The organism is Serratia sp. 506_PEND, from assembly GCF_001076875.1.
GTDB classification, from domain to species: domain Bacteria; phylum Pseudomonadota; class Gammaproteobacteria; order Enterobacterales; family Enterobacteriaceae; genus Serratia; species Serratia marcescens.
The window spans coordinates 1-17,444 of sequence record NZ_JVEL01000391.1; the positions used below are offsets into that span (position 1 = coordinate 1).

The 17,444-nt window shown below is 59.2% G+C and carries 16 protein-coding genes and 1 riboswitch; of the genes, 9 read left to right on the top strand and 7 right to left on the bottom strand.

The genetic code is table 11. The features are described from left to right. Both ADK28_RS14020 and argE read right to left on the bottom strand, forming a co-directional pair. Positions 1-409, bottom strand: a 409-nt coding sequence (locus tag ADK28_RS14020) for a phosphoenolpyruvate carboxylase (protein WP_075202074.1), incomplete at its 3' end; no start/stop codon positions are given. Positions 410-667: 258 nt separating this feature from the next. Beyond that, positions 668-1,813 carry an acetylornithine deacetylase gene (gene argE / locus ADK28_RS14025; protein WP_015379410.1) on the bottom strand — a complete coding sequence of 382 codons (1,146 nt, stop codon included), beginning with the start codon at positions 1,811-1,813 and terminating at the stop codon, positions 668-670. Positions 1,814-2,029: 216 nt separating this feature from the next. Here argE and argC point away from each other — a divergent pair, with 216 nt between their 5' ends. From argC to argH, 4 genes are all read left to right on the top strand, one after another. Next, the gene (gene argC / locus ADK28_RS14030) at positions 2,030-3,034 is read left to right on the top strand and encodes an N-acetyl-gamma-glutamyl-phosphate reductase (RefSeq protein WP_015379409.1); all 1,005 of its coding nucleotides are present in this window, start codon (positions 2,030-2,032) and stop codon (positions 3,032-3,034) included. Positions 3,035-3,054: 20 nt separating this feature from the next. Then, on the top strand, positions 3,055-3,828 hold the full coding sequence (gene argB / locus ADK28_RS14035) for an acetylglutamate kinase (protein ID WP_016929723.1): 774 nt from the start codon (positions 3,055-3,057) through the stop codon (positions 3,826-3,828). 25 nt (positions 3,829-3,853) lie between these two features. Further along, positions 3,854-5,074, top strand: coding sequence for an argininosuccinate synthase (locus ADK28_RS14040; RefSeq protein ID WP_004931061.1), 1,221 nt, complete (start codon positions 3,854-3,856; stop codon positions 5,072-5,074). Between the two features lie 69 nt (positions 5,075-5,143). Further along, on the top strand, positions 5,144-6,517 hold the full coding sequence (argH, locus tag ADK28_RS14045; RefSeq protein WP_048795916.1) for an argininosuccinate lyase: 1,374 nt from the start codon (positions 5,144-5,146) through the stop codon (positions 6,515-6,517). A 36-nt stretch (positions 6,518-6,553) separates the two neighbouring features. On the opposite strand, the gene ADK28_RS14050 is transcribed toward argH, so the two are convergent. The 3 genes from ADK28_RS14050 to ADK28_RS14060 form a co-directional block, all read right to left on the bottom strand. After that, positions 6,554-6,880, bottom strand: a complete 327-nt coding sequence (locus tag ADK28_RS14050) for a type II toxin-antitoxin system HicB family antitoxin (protein WP_016929725.1) — start codon at positions 6,878-6,880, stop codon at positions 6,554-6,556. Between the two features lie 165 nt (positions 6,881-7,045). Further along, complete coding sequence (locus ADK28_RS14055) at positions 7,046-8,494, bottom strand: dihydrolipoyl dehydrogenase (protein ID WP_048795917.1); 1,449 nt, start codon at positions 8,492-8,494, stop codon at positions 7,046-7,048. Between the two features lie 72 nt (positions 8,495-8,566). Continuing rightward, the gene (locus tag ADK28_RS14060; protein ID WP_015379403.1) at positions 8,567-9,298 is read right to left on the bottom strand and encodes a glutathione peroxidase; all 732 of its coding nucleotides are present in this window, start codon (positions 9,296-9,298) and stop codon (positions 8,567-8,569) included. Between the two features lie 151 nt (positions 9,299-9,449). On the opposite strand from ADK28_RS14060, the gene oxyR reads away from it, so the two are divergent. Next, positions 9,450-10,367 (top strand): DNA-binding transcriptional regulator OxyR, encoded by a 918-nt coding sequence (gene oxyR / locus ADK28_RS14065; RefSeq protein ID WP_015379402.1) that lies wholly within the window; start codon positions 9,450-9,452, stop codon positions 10,365-10,367. Here oxyR and sthA read toward each other — a convergent pair. Further along, positions 10,350-11,747 (bottom strand): Si-specific NAD(P)(+) transhydrogenase, encoded by a 1,398-nt coding sequence (gene sthA, locus ADK28_RS14070; protein WP_004931047.1) that lies wholly within the window; start codon positions 11,745-11,747, stop codon positions 10,350-10,352. The genes oxyR and sthA overlap by 18 nt on opposite strands. A gap of 218 nt (positions 11,748-11,965) precedes the next feature. On the opposite strand from sthA, the gene fabR reads away from it, so the two are divergent. Both fabR and ADK28_RS14080 read left to right on the top strand, forming a co-directional pair. After that, positions 11,966-12,598, top strand: a complete 633-nt coding sequence (gene fabR / locus ADK28_RS14075) for an HTH-type transcriptional repressor FabR (RefSeq protein ID WP_004931044.1) — start codon at positions 11,966-11,968, stop codon at positions 12,596-12,598. A 15-nt stretch (positions 12,599-12,613) separates the two neighbouring features. Beyond that, positions 12,614-12,985, top strand: a complete 372-nt coding sequence (locus tag ADK28_RS14080) for a YijD family membrane protein (RefSeq protein ID WP_016929728.1) — start codon at positions 12,614-12,616, stop codon at positions 12,983-12,985. Between the two features lie 33 nt (positions 12,986-13,018). Here the strand turns inward: ADK28_RS14080 and trmA are convergent, their stop codons facing one another. Beyond that, the gene (trmA, locus tag ADK28_RS14085) at positions 13,019-14,122 is read right to left on the bottom strand and encodes a tRNA (uridine(54)-C5)-methyltransferase TrmA (protein WP_033639151.1); all 1,104 of its coding nucleotides are present in this window, start codon (positions 14,120-14,122) and stop codon (positions 13,019-13,021) included. Positions 14,123-14,244: 122 nt separating this feature from the next. Then, positions 14,245-14,457, top strand: a riboswitch (cobalamin riboswitch). 69 nt (positions 14,458-14,526) lie between these two features. Here trmA and btuB point away from each other — a divergent pair. Both btuB and murI read left to right on the top strand, forming a co-directional pair. Next, positions 14,527-16,398, top strand: a complete 1,872-nt coding sequence (gene btuB / locus ADK28_RS14090; protein ID WP_048795918.1) for a TonB-dependent vitamin B12 receptor BtuB — start codon at positions 14,527-14,529, stop codon at positions 16,396-16,398. Further along, positions 16,343-17,206, top strand: coding sequence for a glutamate racemase (gene murI / locus ADK28_RS14095; RefSeq protein WP_048795919.1), 864 nt, complete (start codon positions 16,343-16,345; stop codon positions 17,204-17,206). Before btuB ends, murI begins: the two co-directional genes overlap by 56 nt. The last annotated feature ends 238 nt before the right edge of the window (positions 17,207-17,444 follow it).

The window sequence follows — 17,444 nt, forward strand, 5'->3', positions numbered from 1 at the left end:
GCGCCGTCAGCACCAGCTCGATGGAGAGTTGCGATACCGCGTGCTGCAGCTCTTTGTCGCTGAGCTTTTTGTCTTTGAGACGGCTGAACAGTTGAGCCAGCGCTTCCGGGTTGCTGGCGGCCTCGCCGTTGGGCGAAATGCTGTGGTACTGCTCGGCGACGTTGGTCAGGTTGAGGAACTGGCTGAAGGCGCGCGCCACCGGCAGCAGCTCGTCGTTGGACAAGTTCTGCAGGGTGGAGAGCAGCTCCTGGCGATGCGCTTCGTTGCCGGCGCGTGAGGATTTGGAAAGCTTACGGATGGTCTCAACGCGATCGAGAATATGCTCACCCAGCGCTTCTTTGATGGTATCGCCGAGCAATTTGCCGAGCATACTGACATTACTGCGCATTGCCGAATATTGTTCGTTCATATAACCCCTGACCCAGTTCTGTATGATTTTTATCTTGTAAATAAATTTCACGCGTCAGGCGCAGACCGCCTGCCTGATCACATCGCGTTCCTGTCCAATCGTCAATTGACACTATTTTTAGCAAAAAAACATCAAAATCGGCGCATTTTCTGAAATTTAATTACGGCGCGTCGGTTATCAGCACGGCTTATTTCGCCGTTTTCTACTTATTTTGAGTTAGGGGAAAGCATAAAGCATTTCCCCTCCTAAATGTCGGGTTTATTGCCGGCAAAAGTGATTGACCAGTTGGCCCAGCAGTTTGCGCGTCGGTTCGATAAACGCGGTGTCGATGTACTCGTCCGGCTGGTGGGCCTGATCGATGGAACCGGGGCCGAGCACCAGGGTCGGGCAGACCTGCTGCACGAACGGCGCTTCGGTACAGTAGTTGACCACCTGCGTGCGGGTGCCCAGCAGCTCCTCGATCACCGCCACCATGCGGTGGTCGGTCGGGCACTCGTAGCCCGGCACCGACGCATGCAGCTCTTCGATGGTCAGGCGGCCCGGCCAGCGTTGGCTCACCGGCTCCAGCGCCTGATGCATCAGTTCGTTGATGTTGTCGAGCGTCATGCCGGGCAGCGGGCGGATGTCCAGGTGCAGCTCGCAGCAGGCGCAGATGCGGTTGGCCGCGTCGCCGCCGCTGATATGGCCGAAGTTCATGGTGGGATAAGGCACGGCGAACGCCGGGTTGTTGTAGCGCTCCTGCAGAGTTTTGCGCAGCTCCATCAGGCGGCCGATGGATTCGTGCATCAGATCGATGGCGTTGACGCCGCGCGCCGGATCGCTGGAGTGGCCGGACTGGCCGACGATGCGAATGGCGTTGGCCATGTGGCCCTTGTGCGCGCGCACCGGCTGCAGCGAGGTCGGTTCGCCGATGATGGCGAAATCCGGCCGAATGGCGGTGGAGGCGGCGAAATAACGTGCGCCGGCCATCGTCGTTTCTTCATCTGCGGTCGCCAGAATGTACAGCGGCTTGGTCAGTTTGCTCGCGTCGATGTCGCGCACCGCGTCCAGAATAAAGGCGAAGAAGCCTTTCATGTCGGCGGTGCCCAGCCCGTAGAGCTTGTTGTCGTGCTCGGTCAGGGTGAAGGGATCGCGCGTCCAGCGGCCTTCGTCGTAAGGCACCGTATCGGTGTGGCCGGCCAGCAGCAGGCCGCCGCTGCCTTCGCCGATGCTGGCCAGCAGGTTGAATTTGTGGCGCGATTCCGGCACCGGCTGTACGTCGACGCGAAAGCCCAGGTCGGCAAACCATCCGGCCAGCAAGTTGATTAACGCCTCATTGCTCTGATCGAGGCCGGCATCGGTGGCGCTGATCGACGGAGTGGCGATCAACGCCCGGTACAGCTCAATAAATGGAGGTAATTTCATCTTCACTGTTGACAGCCTTTGGTTAGGATAGTATCAATATTCATGCATTTATTTTGAATAAAAATACAGTAAGCCGAAGCGTAAGGGAACCCGATACCCGGATGTTTATAAAAGCATCAACGCCTGGCTCCGTGGGTGAACGGCGCAACAACGCTGGCGAGCCCTGTTACCTGGGTCGCAAGCGACCGCACGTCAGTTTAGAAGGTGAAAGGCCACATGTTGAATACGCTGATCGTTGGTGCCAGCGGTTACGCCGGAGCGGAGCTCACGGCTTACCTGAATCGCCACCCACACATGAACATAACCGCTTTAGCGGTTTCAGCGCAAAGTGCAGATGCAGGAAAGTTGCTTTCCGATCTCCATCCCCAGTTGAAAGGCATCGTCGATCTGCCGCTGCAGCCGTTGACCGACGTCGCCAAGGCGGCTCAGGGCATCGACGTGGTGTTCCTCGCCACCGCTCATGAAGTCAGCCACGATATCGCACCGGCCTTCCTGGCGGCAGGCTGCGTGGTGTTCGATCTGTCCGGCGCCTTCCGCGTGCAGGATGCCGGTTTCTATAGCCAGTACTACGGTTTCGAACATCAGCATGGCGCCCTGCTGGAGCAGGCGGTATACGGTCTGGCGGAGTGGCAGAGCGACAAGATCAAACAGGCGCAGCTGATCGCCGTGCCGGGCTGTTACCCGACGGCGGCGCAGCTGGCGCTGAAACCGTTAATCGAAAAACAGTTGCTGAATCTGGATCAGTGGCCGGTGATCAACGCCACCAGCGGCGTCAGCGGCGCCGGGCGCAAGGCCAGCATGACCACCAGTTTCTGCGAAGTGAGCCTGCAGCCGTACGGCATTTTCACTCACCGGCACCAGCCGGAGATCGCCGCGCACCTGGGCGTGCCGGTTATCTTTACGCCGCACCTGGGCAACTTCCCCCGCGGCATCCTTGAAACCATCACCTGCCGCCTGAAAGCCGGCGTGACCGCGCAGGACGTGGCCGCCGCCTATCACGCCGCCTATGACGACAAGCCGCTGGTGCGGTTGTACGACCAGGGCGTGCCGGCGCTGAAAGCGGTGGTGGGGCTGCCGTTCTGCGACATCGGCTTTGCGGTGCAGGGCGAGCATCTGATCGCCGTGGCGGCGGAAGACAACCTGCTGAAAGGCGCGGCGGCGCAGGCGGTGCAATGCCTGAATATCCGTTTCGGCTTCCCGGAAACCCAATCACTCCTTTAAACCAGCGTGAGTAAACAGCAATGAACCCGTTAATTATCAAGTTAGGTGGCGTGTTATTAGACAGTGAAGAAGCGCTGGAGCGTCTGTTTACCGCGTTGGACAGCTATCGGCAGCAGCACCAGCGCCCGTTGGTGATCGTCCACGGCGGCGGCTGCGTGGTGGACGAACTGATGAAGCAGCTCGCTTTGCCGGTGGTGAAAAAGAACGGCCTGCGGGTCACGCCGGCCGATCAGATCGACATCATCACCGGCGCGCTGGCCGGCACCGCCAACAAAACGCTGCTGGCGTGGGCGATTAAACACCAAATCAACGCCGTCGGCCTGAGCCTGGCGGATGGCGGCAGCGCGGTCGTGACCCCGCTCGATCCGGCATTGGGCCACGTCGGCAACGCGCAGCCCGGCTCGCCCGCGCTGCTCAATACCCTGCTGGGCGCCGGCTACCTGCCGGTTATCAGCTCCATCGGCATCACCGCCGAAGGGCAGTTAATGAACGTGAACGCCGATCAGGCGGCGACGGCGCTGGCGGCGACGCTGGGGGCGGATCTGATCCTGCTGTCGGACGTCAGCGGCATCCTCGACGGCAAGGGGCAACGCATTGCGGAAATGACGGCGCAAAAAGCGGAACAACTGATCGCGCAAGGCATCATCACCGATGGTATGGTGGTGAAGGTGAATGCGGCGCTCGACGCCGCCCGTACCCTCGGCCGCCCGGTGGATATCGCCAGCTGGCGCCATGCCGATCAGCTTCCTGCTTTGTTTAACGGCGTGTCGATTGGCACCCGGATCCTCGCTTAATTTTAGAATTAGAAAGGAATAGATCATGCAAAACCAAGGCATCAAAAAAATCGTTCTGGCGTACTCCGGCGGCCTGGATACCTCGGCCATCATTCCATGGCTGAAAGAGAACTACGGCGGCTGTGAAGTGGTGGCGTTCGTGGCGGACATCGGCCAGGAGCGCAGCGATCTGGAAGGCGTGGAGCAAAAAGCCCTGCAGTCCGGTGCCTCTGAATGCCACGTGGTCGATCTGCGTGAAGAATTTATCCGCGATTACGTTTATCCGGTGCTGCAGACCGGCGCCCTGTACGAAGGCAGCTACCTGCTGGGCACCTCGATGGCGCGGCCGATCATCGCCAAGGCGCAGGTCGAGCTGGCGTTGAAAGTGGGCGCCGACGCGCTGTGCCACGGCGCGACCGGCAAAGGCAACGATCAGGTGCGTTTCGAAACCACCTACACCGCGCTGGCGCCGCAGTTGAAAGTGGTGGCGCCGTGGCGTGAGTGGAACCTGCGTTCCCGTGAAGCGCTGCTGGATTACCTGAAAGAGCGCAACATCCCGACCACCGCGTCGCTGGAGAAGATTTACAGCCGCGATGAGAACGCCTGGCACATTTCCACCGAAGGCGGCGTGCTGGAAAGCCCGTGGAATGCGCCGAACAAGGATTGCTGGGTATGGACCGTCGATCCGCAGGAAGCGCCGGACCAGCCTGAGCAGGTGACCGTTACCGTCGAGAAAGGCCGCGTCGTGGCGGTTAACGGTAAAGCGCTGTCGCCGTACCAGTGCCTGGAAACCCTGAACGCGCTGGGCGCCAAGCACGGCGTCGGCCGTATCGACATCGTGGAAAACCGTCTGGTGGGCATCAAATCCCGCGGCTGCTATGAGACCCCGGGGGGCACCATCATGGTGGCGGCGCTGCGCGCCATCGAGCAGCTGGTGCTGGATCGCGACAGCTTCAAATGGCGCGAGCAGCTGGGCCTGGAGATGTCTTATGTGGTGTACGACGGCCGTTGGTTCGCGCCGCTGCGCCGTTCGCTGCAGGCCTCTGCCGAAGCGCTGGCTGAAGAGGTGAACGGCGAAGTGGTGCTGCAGCTGTACAAAGGCCAGGTGACGGCGACCCAGAAAAAATCCGCCAACAGCCTGTACTCAGAAGAGTTCGCCACCTTCGGCGAAGACGAAGTTTACGATCACAGCCACGCGGGCGGCTTTATCCGCCTGTTCTCTCTGTCTTCACGCATCCGCGCGTTGAACGAGAAAAAGAATAAATAACCGATTGGCGTGACTCTGCAAGGGCGCAGCATGCTGCGCCCTTTCGCATAAAAATTCAGGAGTAAAGGTATGGCACTTTGGGGCGGACGGTTCACTCAGGCGGCGGATCAGCGGTTCAAACAACTCAATGATTCGCTGCGGTTCGATTATCGCCTGGCGGAGCAGGATATCGTGGGCTCGGTGGCCTGGTCGAAGGCGCTGGTGACCGTTAACGTGTTGACCGCAGCGGAGCAACAGCAGCTGGAGCAGGCGCTGAATGCGCTACTGAAGGAAGTCCAGGCCGATCCTTTGGCGATCGTCCAAAGCGATGCGGAAGACATCCACAGCTGGGTGGAGCAGAAGCTGATCGAGAAGGTCGGCGACTTGGGCAAGAAGCTGCACACCGGCCGCAGCCGCAACGATCAGGTCGCGACCGATCTGAAGCTGTGGTGCAAACAGCAGATCGGCGATCTGCATCAGGCGATCGTCCAACTGCAGCAGGCGCTGGTGGAGACTGCTGAAGCCAACCAGGATGCGGTGATGCCGGGGTATACCCACCTGCAACGCGCGCAGCCGGTGACTTTCGCGCACTGGTGCCTGGCCTATGTCGAGATGCTGGCGCGCGATGAGAGCCGTCTGCAGGATACCCTGAAACGGCTGGACGTCAGCCCGCTGGGCAGCGGCGCGCTGGCCGGCACCGCTTATCCTATCGATCGCGAGCAGCTGGCCGGCTGGCTGGGCTTTGCCTCGGCGACCCGCAACAGCCTGGACAGCGTCTCCGATCGCGATCACGTGCTGGAGCTGCTGTCCAACGCCGCCATCAGCATGGTTCACCTGTCGCGCTTCGCCGAAGATCTGATCTTCTTCAACAGCGGCGAGGCGGCGTTTGTCGAGCTGTCTGACCGCGTGACCTCCGGCTCTTCGCTGATGCCGCAGAAGAAAAACCCGGATGCGCTGGAGCTGATCCGCGGCAAGTGCGGCCGCGTGCAGGGCGCGCTGACCGGCATGATGATGACGCTGAAAGGCCTGCCGCTGGCGTACAACAAAGACATGCAGGAAGATAAAGAAGGGTTGTTCGACGCGCTCGACACCTGGATGGACTGCCTGCAGATGGCGGCGCTGGTGCTGGACGGCATTCAGGTGAAGCGTCCGCGCTGCCGGGAAGCGGCGGAGCAGGGTTATGCCAACGCCACCGAGCTGGCGGACTACCTGGTCGCCAAAGGCGTGCCGTTCCGCGAAGCGCACCATATCGTCGGTGAGGCGGTGGTAGAAGCGATTCGCCAAGGCAAACCGCTGGAAGCGCTGCCGCTGGGGGATTTGCAGCAGTTCAGCGCGACGATCGGCGACGATGTCTACCCGATCCTAGCGTTGCAATCCTGCCTGGACAAGCGTGCGGCCAAAGGCGGCGTCGCGCCGCAGCAGGTCGCGGCGGCAATCGCCGCAGCGAAACAGCGTTTGGCTTGACGACGACAAGGGCGGCCTTGCGCCGCCCTTGAACCTTTACCCCGCCAGGCGTGCGCACAGGTAACGGTTCAGGCTCACGCCTTCCTCCATCGCGCCGATCGCCAGCCGGCGATGCTGTTCCGGCGTCATGCGCAACACCAGTTTTCCGCTGAAGTTCTTTTCCGCCAGCGCCTGCGGCGGCGTTTCGCCTTGCGCCAGCATATCGGCGATCGTTTCGCTCACCACTTTCTCGATACCCTCCAATGCGCCGGTACGCGTGGCGGCCAGCCAGGACAGCGAGGGGAATTCGGCGCACAGCCCGACATATTCACGATCTTCCGCTGACCAGGTGATGCGATAGGTATAGTGTTCATGCCTTTCCATGTTCTTCCTCCATTTTGGCTCCTTTCTTCATTTTAGTATCGCTATTGGTATCGCTTCAATGTCGACGCATAAAAAATGAGCGCAGAAGGGCCGTGAGGCAAGAGGGAAGTGCTACGCAAAAAACCGGGCCTGAAGGCCCGGTGGGGATGAACGGAGAATAAGAGGTTATTCGCCCGGACAGCGCTGACAGCGCTCGATTTCGGTCGCGCCGAGCTTGAGCTTCGCCTGCAGGTCGCGCAGCGCGGTGCGCAAGCCTTCTTCGATCACCGGATGATAGAACGGCATGTCCAGCATCTGATCGACGGTCATCTGCTGCTGGTGCGCCCAGGCCAGCAGGTGCGCGATGTGTTCGGCGTCCGGGCCGATCATTTCCGCGCCGAGGAAACGGCCGGTGCCTTGCTCGCCGTAGACGTGCAGAATGCCTTTGTTGCGCAGCATCACCCGCGAGCGGCCCTGATTCTCAAACGAGACGTTGCCCACTTCAAAGCAGCCGCAGGCGCTGAACTTCTCGCTCAGCTCGCGGAAGGTTGAGCCGACCATCGCGATCTGCGGATCGGAGAACACCACCGAAATCGCGCTGCGGCGCAGACCCGGATTGATCTCCGGGAAGCTGCCGGCGTTGGCGCCGGCGATGCGCGCCTGATCGCTGGCCTCGTGCAGCAGCGGCAGTTGGTTGCTGGCGTCGCCGGCAATGAAAATATGCGGCACGCTGGTTTGCATCGTCAGGCGGTCGGCCAGCGGCACGCCTCGGGCGTCGAGCTGCAAGCCGGTATTTTCGAGGCCCAACCGATCGACGTTGGGGCGGCGGCCGGTGGCGGCCAGCACGTAGTCCACCAGGATCTCCTGCGGTTGGCCCTGCAGATCCTGATAGCGGATAAATACGCGGTCGCCTTCGCGCTGCATCATCTCTACCTTCACGTCGGCGTCGAGGTAGAACTCTTCCCCCAGCGCTTTGGCGGCGTAATCGCGCACGGCGCTGTCGGTCAGCGGCCCGACGGCGCCGCCGATGCCGAATACCTTGGTGTCGACGCCGAGGCGGTGCAGCGCTTGCCCCAGCTCCAGCCCGATGACGCCGGGGCCGAATACCGCTACGGATTGCGGCAAGTCATCCCAGTTGAACACGTCGTCGTTGACGATCAGGCGATCGCCCAGTTCGTTCCACGGCGCCGGCCAACTGGGGCGGGAACCGGTGGCGATCACGATGCGCTGCGCCACGATGCGCGTATGGTCATCGACCTGCAGCATGTTGTCGTCGATAAAGCGGGCATAGCCCTGAATTTTGTCGGCGGCCGGGATCTCGTCCACGCCTTCCAGCACGAAGCCGACGAAACGGTCGCGTTCGCGTTTGACGCGCGCCATCACCTCGCGTCCGTCGATACGCGTTTTGCCGGTTGGGTGCACGCCAAAGCCAGGCGCGCGCTCGATTTGATGCACCGCTTCGGCGGCGGCGATCAATAATTTGGATGGCATGCAGCCGACGCGCGCACAGGTGGTGCCGTAAGGCCCGCCTTCAATCATCACCACGCTGGGGGTAGACAGTTTGGCCGCGCGGTAGGCGCCGAGCCCTGCGGTGCCGCCGCCGATGACCGCGACATCAACGTTCAACAGTTTCATATCCGCTCCTGAAAGGTAAAAAAAGGGCGGGCCGTAGCCCGCCAAAGTTCACGTTGGCTTTGTTATTACTTATTAAGCTGACAGGAAGGTTTCCAGATCGTCGCTGCCGCCGATGTGACGACCGCCGATGAATACTTGCGGCACCGTGGCGCGGCCGCTGACGGCGCGCAGGCTGACGGTGGTGGCGTCTTTGCCCAGCACGATCTCTTCATACTGAATGCCACGCTCTTGCAGCATCTGCTTGGCTTTGGCGCAGAATGGGCAGCCCGGTTTGGTGAACAGAGAGACCGATTCCTGCACTTTGAATTCCGGCGCCAGGTATTTCAGCATGGTGTCGGCATCGGACACTTCAAACGGGTCGCCCGGCTTGTTCGGCTCGACAAACATTTTCTCGACCACGCCGTTGCGCACCAGCATTGAGTAGCGCCATGAGCGAGGGCCAAAGCCCAGATCCGCTTTCTCGACCAGCATGTTCATGCCTTTGGTGAATTCACCGTTACCGTCCGGCACGAAGGTGATGTTTTCCGCATGTTGGTCGGCTTTCCAGGCGTTCATCACGAAGGTGTCGTTCACCGAGACGCACAGAATGCTGTCGACGCCGTGTTGTTTGAATACGCTGGACAGCTCGTTGTAACGCGGCAGATGGCTTGAAGAGCAGGTCGGCGTAAACGCGCCCGGCAGCGAGAACACGATAACGGTTTTGTTTTTGAACAGGTCATCAGTGGTCACATCAATCCATTGGTCGCCCTGACGGGTGTGGAAAGTAACCTGAGGAACTTTCTTGCCTTCTTGACTGGTAAACATTGATTAACCCCTTAATTAGGAAAAGTAATTTTTAGCATTTAGCGCGATATCGCTTCGTTGGGACACATTATTGTCGCTGGGGCTTGATAGATCTAATCGCTCATTGCTATCTTATCTATCGCCATGAGCTATCATGGAATGGAGGGAAACAATGAATATTCGTGATTTAGAGTATCTGGTCGCCTTGGCTGAGCACCGGCACTTCCGCCGTGCGGCCGATTCATGCCATGTGAGCCAGCCCACGCTGAGCGGGCAGATCCGCAAGCTGGAAGACGAGTTGGGCGTCATGCTGCTCGAGCGCACCAGCCGCAAGGTGCTGTTCACCCAGGCGGGTCTGTTGCTGGTGGAGCAGGCGCGTACCGTGCTGCGCGAAGTGAAAGTGTTGAAGGAGATGGCCAGCCAGCAGGGCGAAGCCATGTCCGGGCCGCTGCACATCGGCCTGATCCCGACCGTGGGGCCTTATCTGCTGCCGCAGATCATACCGACACTGCACAAAACTTTCCCGAAACTGGAAATGTACCTGCACGAAGCGCAAACCCACCAACTGCTGGCGCAACTCGACAGCGGCAAACTGGACTGCGCCATTCTGGCGTTGGTGAAGGAAACCGAGGCGTTTATCGAAGTGCCTCTGTTCGATGAACCGATGAAGCTGGCGGTGTATTCCGATCACCCGTGGGCGCAGCGCGAGCGCGTGGCGATGCCGGATTTGGCGGGAGAGAAGCTGCTGATGCTGGAAGATGGCCACTGCCTGCGCGATCAGGCGATGGGCTTCTGCTTCCAGGCGGGCGCGGACGAAGATACTCACTTCCGCGCCACCAGTCTGGAAACGTTGCGCAATATGGTCGCTGCCGGCAGCGGCATTACCCTGCTGCCGTCACTGGCGGTGCCGCCGCAGCGCGAACGCGACGGCGTGTGCTATCTGGATTGCTACAAGCCGGAACCGAAGCGCACCATCGCGTTGGTGTATCGCCCCGGTTCCCCACTGCGCAGCCGTTATGAGCAGTTGGCCGAAGCGATCCGCGAGCACATGCAGGGCTACATCGACAGCGCGTTAAAACAGGCGGTTTAAGCCGTTAAGCGCCGCCACCCGGTAGGCTTCGGCCATGGTCGGATAGTTGAAGGTCGTATTAACGAAATACTCGATAGTATTGCCTTCACCTTTCTGTTCCATGATCGCCTGACCGATGTGGATGATCTCCGCCGCACGCTCGCCGAAGCAGTGGATCCCGAGGATCTGCAGGGTGTCGCGATGGAACAGGATCTTCAGGCTGCCGACGTTCATCCCGGCGATCTGCGCGCGCGCCAGATGCTTGAACTGGGCGCGTCCCACTTCATACGGCACTTTCATCGCCGTCAATTCCTGCTCGGTTTTGCCGACGGAGCTGATTTCCGGAATGGTGTAGATGCCGGTCGGGATATCTTCGATTAGATGGCCGCTGGCTTCGCCGGAAGCGATCGCCTGGGCGGCGATGCGGCCCTGATCGTAGGCGGCGGAAGCCAGGCTCGGATAGCCGATCACGTCACCGACCGCGTAGATGTGCGACAGCGCGGTTTGATACATGCTGTTCACCTTCAGCAACCCGCGGCTGTCCGACTCCAGACCGACGTTCTCCAACCCCAACGAATCGGTGTTGCCGGTACGGCCGTTGGCGTACAGCAGGCAGTCCGCTTTCACCTTCTTGCCGGACTTCAGGTGCACGATCACGCCGTCTTCGGTGCCTTCGATCTTCTCGAATTCTTCGTTGTGGCGGATCACCACGCCGTTGTTCCAGAAGTGATAAGAGAGCGAATCCGACATCTCTTGATCGAGGAACGCCAGCAGGCGGTCGCGGGTGTTGATCAGATCCACCTTGACGTTCAGACCGCGGAAGATAGACGCATATTCACAGCCGATCACCCCGGCGCCGTAAATGATCACGTGGCGCGGTTCATGGCTCAGCTCGAGAATGGAGTCGCTGTCGTAGATGCGCGGGTGATTGAAATCGACGCTGGCCGGATGGTAAGGGCGCGAGCCGCAGGCGATCACGATGTGGTCGGCGCGGATGGTGTCCTGGGTGCCGTCCATGTAGCTGACGCTGACGGTGTTGGCGTCGATGAAGCGTGCGTCGCCGGCGAACAGTTTGCACTGGTTCCGCTCATAAAACCCTTGGCGCATGCGGGTCTGCTGGCTGATGACGTTATCGGCGTGGCGTAAAATGTCAGGGAAGGTCGCGCTGAGCGTGCGCGAGTTGTTGTAAAGCGGGTTCTGGTTGAATTCGATAATGCGGCTGACGGCGTGGCGGAGGGCTTTGGAAGGGATGGTGCCCCAGTGGGTACATCCGCCGCCTACGTTGTTGTACCGTTCGATAACGGCCACGCGGGCGCCCTGTTTCACCAGCCCCATGGCGGCACCTTCACCACCAGGGCCCGAGCCAATCACAATGGCATCAAATTGATAGTGCTGTTGCATGTAGGAGAGACCTGTTTTTTTATACAAGATTACAACGGTATCTTAACATCATAGCGCTGCTCACCCAATCACCATTAGGCTTTTTGAGTCAAAGTACAATCGGCTCAGGGCGGAAGTGTGATAGAGCGCGTTAGTATAAATGCTGTTGCAATAAAATTTGCTATATTGCCGAGTCTAGGGCGTTAGACTGAGAGAATGGAACCTATCCGGATATGCATATGGGCGTCAGAGCACAACAAAAAGAACGGACTCGTCGTTCCCTGATCGAAGCCGCATTCAGCCAGCTGAGCGCCGAACGCAGTTTCGCCAGCCTGAGCCTGCGGGAAGTTTCACGCGAGGCGGGCATCGCGCCCACGTCGTTTTACCGCCATTTCCGCGACGTGGATGAGCTGGGGCTGACCATGGTGGACGAAAGCGGCCTGATGCTGCGTCAGTTGATGCGCCAGGCGCGCCAACGCATCGCCAAGGGCGGCAGCGTGATCCGCACCTCGGTGTCCACCTTTATGGAATTTATCGGCAACAACCCGAACGCCTTCCGCCTGCTGCTGCGCGAGCGCTCCGGCACGTCGGCGGCATTTCGTGCGGCGGTGGCGCGCGAGATCCAGCATTTCATCGCCGAACTGGCGGACTACCTCGAGTTGGAAAATCACATGCCGCGCAGCTTTACCGAAGCGCAGGCGGAGGCGATGGTCACCATCGTGTTCAGCGCCGGCGCGGAAGCGCTGGATATCGACGTCGAGCAGCGGCAGCAGCTGGAAGAGCGGCTGGTGCTGCAATTGCGTATGATCTCCAAAGGGGCGTATTACTGGTATCGTCGCGAACAAGAAAAAGCTTCTGTGTCCCACGTATAAAAAAGGTAAACAATGATGGAAAAACCAGGCCGTGAAAATGGCACCTTACTGCTGGCGTTGATTGCCGGCCTTTCGATCAACGGTTCCTTTGCCGCGCTGTTCAGCTCGGTGGTGCCGTTTTCGATCTTCCCGCTGATTGCGTTGGTGCTGGCGGTGTACTGCCTGCATCAGCGTTACCTGAACCGCGCCATGCCGGACGGCATGCCGAAGCTGGCGGCGGCCTGCTTCCTGCTGGGGCTGCTGATGTACAGCGCCATCGTGCGCGCCGAATACCCGCAGATCGGTTCCAACTTCCTGCCGTCGGTAGTGTGTGTGGCGCTGGTGCTGTGGATTGGGGTCAAGCTGAAGGCGCGCAAGACGCTGGATGCGCCGACTCAAGAGCCGTAATGAAACGGGGCGCCATATGGCGCCCCTGTCGTATCAGCGGTGTTTTTCCAGCAACACGCCGCATTCCATGTGATGGGTATACGGGAACTGGTCGAACAGCGCCAGACGGCTGACCCGGTGCGTGGCCTGCAGCGTTTCCAGGTTGGCGCACAGCGTTTCCGGATTGCATGAAATATACAGAATGCGCGGGTAAGCCTGCACCATCTTCACCGTTTCCGCGTCCAGCCCGCTGCGCGGCGGATCGACGAAAATCGTCTCGCAGTTGTAGCCGCTCAGATCGATGCCTTTCAACCGGTTGAATTCGCGTACTCCGTTCATCGCCTGGGTGAAGTCTTCCGCCGCCATGCGGATGATCTGCACGTTGTCGATATGGTTGGCGGCGATGTTGTACTGTGCCGCCGCCACCGACGGCTTGGCGATCTCGGTCGCCAGCACGCGCTCGAAATTGCGCGCCAACGCCAGCGAGAAGTTGCCGTTGCCGCAATACAGTTCCAGCAAATCGCCTTTGGAACCGGCGGTGACCGCCAGCGCCCATTCCAGCATCTGCACGTTCATGGCCGCGTTGGGTTGAGTGAAGCTGTTTTCCACCTGGCGATAGATCATATCGCGGCCAGCGACCGTCAGCACTTCGTCAACATAATCCTGGTCGAGCATGATTTTGGTCTTCGACGCCCGGCCGATCAACTGCAGGTCAAAACCCTGAGCGCGCAGCTCGTCGCGCAGCTGCTCGGCGCGCCGTTGCCAAACGTCATCCAGCTTGCGGTGGTACAGCAGCGAGGCGATGATTTTGCCGCTTTGCGTCGACAGATAATCGATCTGAAACAGCTTGTGGCGCAGGATCGGCTCCGGTTTCAGCGCGGCGATCAGGGCGCTCATCAGGCGGTTGATCAGTTCGCTGGCGGCCGGGAATTGATCGACGCGAATACGCTGCTTGGTCTGCTGATCGAACATGATGTGATACATGTCGTCCGCGTCGTGCCAGATGCGGAACTCGGCGCGCATGCGGTAGTGGTCGACTGGCGAGCGGAACACTTCCGGCTCGGGCGCCGCGAACGGTGACATCAACGTCTTCAGGCGGGCGACTTTCTCCGCCAGTTGGTCATCGTAACGTTCAATAGGCAAATTCTCGGGCGTCATGTGTGTCTTCTCGTCAGGCAAATTTGATCAGCGGGGATTGTAGGGAATCAGCCCGTGAAGTCCAGTTTTGTCGCGTTTATTATTTGTAACATTAATAGCAGTCTAGACATCTATTTGCATTGATCGTAGCATTGCCGTCCGGCCTCAAGCAGCGAGTGAAAAGGGAATCCGGTGTGAATCCGGAGCTGACGCGCAGCGGTAAGGGGAAGTCACGGCGATAGCGTTTCGACGCAGACACTGTCCATTGCAGGATGGGAAGTCATCGCCCGTTGCCGGTCGCGCCCCGCGGCCCGCAAATCCCAAGCCCGAAGACCTGCCGGTGTTACGTCGCAATGTCCGTGGCCGTCGCGAACTACCGGCCATGATCCTGCGGCATCCGCCAATTAAGTTTGGATGCTTTTCTCATGACAATTACAAAAAATACGCTGCTGGCGGTGGTCTCCTCCGTCACGGCTTTTTCTGGATGGGCGCAAGACAACACCACAGCCACGAATGGCGATAACCTGGTGGTGACCGCCAACCGCTTCCCGCAGCCGGTTTCTTCCGTGTTGGCGCCGACTTCCATCGTCACCCGTAACGATATCGATCGCTGGCAGGCCAAGAGCCTGACCGACGTGATGCGCCGCTTGCCGGGCGTGGACGTTGGCCAAAACGGTGGGTTGGGACAAAAGAGCTCGCTGTTTATTCGCGGCACCAACTCCAGCCACGTGCTGGTGCTAATTGACGGCATTCGCCTTAATCAGGCGGGCGTCAGCGGTTCTTCCGACCTTAGCCAAATCCCGATTTCGCTGGTGCAGAAAGTCGAATACATTCGCGGCCCGCGCTCGGCGGTGTACGGCTCCGATGCCATCGGCGGCGTGGTCAACATTATTACCACCCGCGAAAAGAACGGCACGACGCTCTCAGCCGGCATCGGCTCCAACGGTTATCAATCCTATGACGCGTCAACCCAACAACAACTGGGTGACAGCACCGTGGCGACGGTGGCGGGGAATTACACCTATACCAAAGGGTATGACGTGGTGGCCTATGGCAGCACCGGCATGCAAAGCCAACAGGATCGCGATGGCTTTATGAGTAAGTCGTTGTATGGCGCGCTTGAGCATCAGTTCAGCGAATCGGTCAGCGGCTTCGTACGCGGGTATGGCTACGACAACCGCACGGCGTACGATGGTTATTATTCCTCCCCAACCAGCCCTCTATTAGATACTCGCAAACTGTACAGCCAAACCTGGGACACCGGATTGCGTTATAAAGAAGGGATTTACGCAACACAATTGATCGGCAGCTACAGCCACAGCAAGGATTACGATTACGATCCTCGCCGCGGTATGTATGACAGCTCGGCCAGCTTGGTGGATTCCGAACAGTACAACCTGCAGTGGGGCAATACGCTGCAGGTTGGAGAGGGTACCGTAAGCTCTGGCGTTGACTGGCAGCAACAGAAAATCAAACCGGATTCCACCACCGTGAAGGGTGAAAAAAGCCAACGTGATGCAGGCATCTACCTGACCGCCCAGCAACTGGTTGGCCCGGTAACGTTGGAAGGTGCGGTTCGAGGCGACGATCATTCCGAGTTTGGCTGGCACGGCACCTGGCAAACCAGTGCGGCCTGGGAGTTCGTCGAGGGGTACCGCTTTATCGCGTCGTATGGCACGGCGTTCAAAGCACCGAATATGAGCCAGCTATACGGCAACTTCGGTAACAACACCGATCTGAAACCGGAAGAAAGCAAGCAGTGGGAAGGCGGTTTTGAAGGGCTGACCGGCCCGGTGACCTGGCGCATCTCCGGTTATCGCAACGACATCGACAATTTGATCGATTCCACGGGGGAAACCAACTACGTCTATTACAACGTGGGCAAGGCGACCATCAAAGGGATTGAAGCTACGGCCTCGTTTGATACCGGCCCGTTGACGCATCAGATTGGTTATGACTATGTCGACCCTCGCAACGCCAAGACCAATGAAGTGCTGCTGCGGCGCGCCAAGCAGCAGGTGAAATATGAGCTGGACTGGCAGCTGTATGACTTTGACTGGGCGGTGACTTATCAATATCTGGGTCAACGTTATGACAAGGATTACAGTACCTATCCGGAACAAAGCGTTAAACTTGGCGGCGTGAGCCTGTGGGATCTCGCAGTTTCGTATCCGGTCACATCTCATCTGACAGTTCGTGGTAGAATTGCCAACCTGTTTGATAAAGATTATGAGACGGCCTATGGCTACGCTACTCCAGGAAGAGAGTACTACCTCACTGGAAGCTATACCTTCTAACAGCACCGCCACACCTCGCCCGACGGTGCTGGTTTTTGATTCCGGCGTCGGCGGGCTGTCGGTGTACCAGGAGGTTCGGCAGTTGCTGCCGGATCTCCACTATATATACGCTTTCGACAACGTGGCGTTCCCCTACGGCGAGAAGTCCGAAGAGTTTATCGTTGAGCGCGTGCTGGAAATTGTCGGCGCGGTGCAGCAACGTCATCCTCTGGCGATTGTCGTCATTGCCTGCAACACCGCCAGCACCGTTTCCTTGCCGGCCCTGCGCGAGCGTTTCAGTTTCCCGGTCGTGGGCGTGGTGCCCGCCATCAAGCCTGCCGCCCGTCTTACCGTTAACGGCATTGTCGGCCTGTTGGCGACCCGTGGCACCGTACAGCGCAGCTACACCCACGAACTGATTTCCCGTTTTGCTACCGACTGTAAGATTGAACTGCTGGGCTCTTCAGAGCTGGTGGAGCTGGCGGAGGCCAAGCTGCATGGCGAAGCCGTGCCGCTGCCGGTGCTGAAGAAGATCCTGCATCCGTGGCTGAGCATGCGCGAGCCGCCGGATACTGTCGTGCTGGGCTGCACCCATTTCCCTCTATTAGCTGAAGAGTTGATGCAGGTGTTGCCGGAAGGCACCCGGCTGGTGGATTCCGGCGCGGCGATTGCCCGCCGCACCGCCTGGCTCATCTCAACGCAGGAAAATCTGGTCTCGAGCCAGGAAGAGAATCTGGCGTATTGCATGGCGTTAAATGAAGATACTGACGCTTTATTGCCCGTTTTGCAGGGTTATGGCTTTAAATCGTTGAAAAAACTGCCGCTTTAACGGTGTTTTGGTTAAACATTCAACGGTCGGAAAAAATATTGAAAATAGGGGTTGCGGCCTGCCGAGAACTCCCTATAATGCGCCTCCACTGACCGGGAACAACGACTGACAAGCCGCCGGGTCAGCGAGAAGAAAGCGAAATAAACGCTTGACTCTCCGGGCGAAAAGCGTAGTATACGCAGCCCGCGCCGATGAGTTTCTCGGCACTGCTCTTTAACAATTTATCAGACAATCTGTG

Bases quoted from the DNA above. Each gene is read 5' to 3' on its own strand.
- argE (WP_015379410.1), bottom strand. From the start codon at position 1,813: ATGAAATTACCTCCATTTATTGAGCTGTACCGGGCGTTGATCGCCACT.
- argC (WP_015379409.1), top strand. From the start codon at position 2,030: ATGTTGAATACGCTGATCGTTGGTGCCAGCGGTTACGCCGGAGCGGAG.
- argB (WP_016929723.1), top strand. From the start codon at position 3,055: ATGAACCCGTTAATTATCAAGTTAGGTGGCGTGTTATTAGACAGTGAA.
- ADK28_RS14040 (WP_004931061.1), top strand. From the start codon at position 3,854: ATGCAAAACCAAGGCATCAAAAAAATCGTTCTGGCGTACTCCGGCGGC.
- argH (WP_048795916.1), top strand. From the start codon at position 5,144: ATGGCACTTTGGGGCGGACGGTTCACTCAGGCGGCGGATCAGCGGTTC.
- ADK28_RS14050 (WP_016929725.1), bottom strand. From the start codon at position 6,880: ATGGAAAGGCATGAACACTATACCTATCGCATCACCTGGTCAGCGGAA.
- ADK28_RS14055 (WP_048795917.1), bottom strand. From the start codon at position 8,494: ATGAAACTGTTGAACGTTGATGTCGCGGTCATCGGCGGCGGCACCGCA.
- ADK28_RS14060 (WP_015379403.1), bottom strand. From the start codon at position 9,298: ATGTTTACCAGTCAAGAAGGCAAGAAAGTTCCTCAGGTTACTTTCCAC.
- oxyR (WP_015379402.1), top strand. From the start codon at position 9,450: ATGAATATTCGTGATTTAGAGTATCTGGTCGCCTTGGCTGAGCACCGG.
- sthA (WP_004931047.1), bottom strand. From the start codon at position 11,747: ATGCAACAGCACTATCAATTTGATGCCATTGTGATTGGCTCGGGCCCT.
- fabR (WP_004931044.1), top strand. From the start codon at position 11,966: ATGGGCGTCAGAGCACAACAAAAAGAACGGACTCGTCGTTCCCTGATC.
- ADK28_RS14080 (WP_016929728.1), top strand. From the start codon at position 12,614: ATGGAAAAACCAGGCCGTGAAAATGGCACCTTACTGCTGGCGTTGATT.
- trmA (WP_033639151.1), bottom strand. From the start codon at position 14,122: ATGACGCCCGAGAATTTGCCTATTGAACGTTACGATGACCAACTGGCG.
- btuB (WP_048795918.1), top strand. From the start codon at position 14,527: ATGACAATTACAAAAAATACGCTGCTGGCGGTGGTCTCCTCCGTCACG.
- murI (WP_048795919.1), top strand. From the start codon at position 16,343: ATGGCTACGCTACTCCAGGAAGAGAGTACTACCTCACTGGAAGCTATA.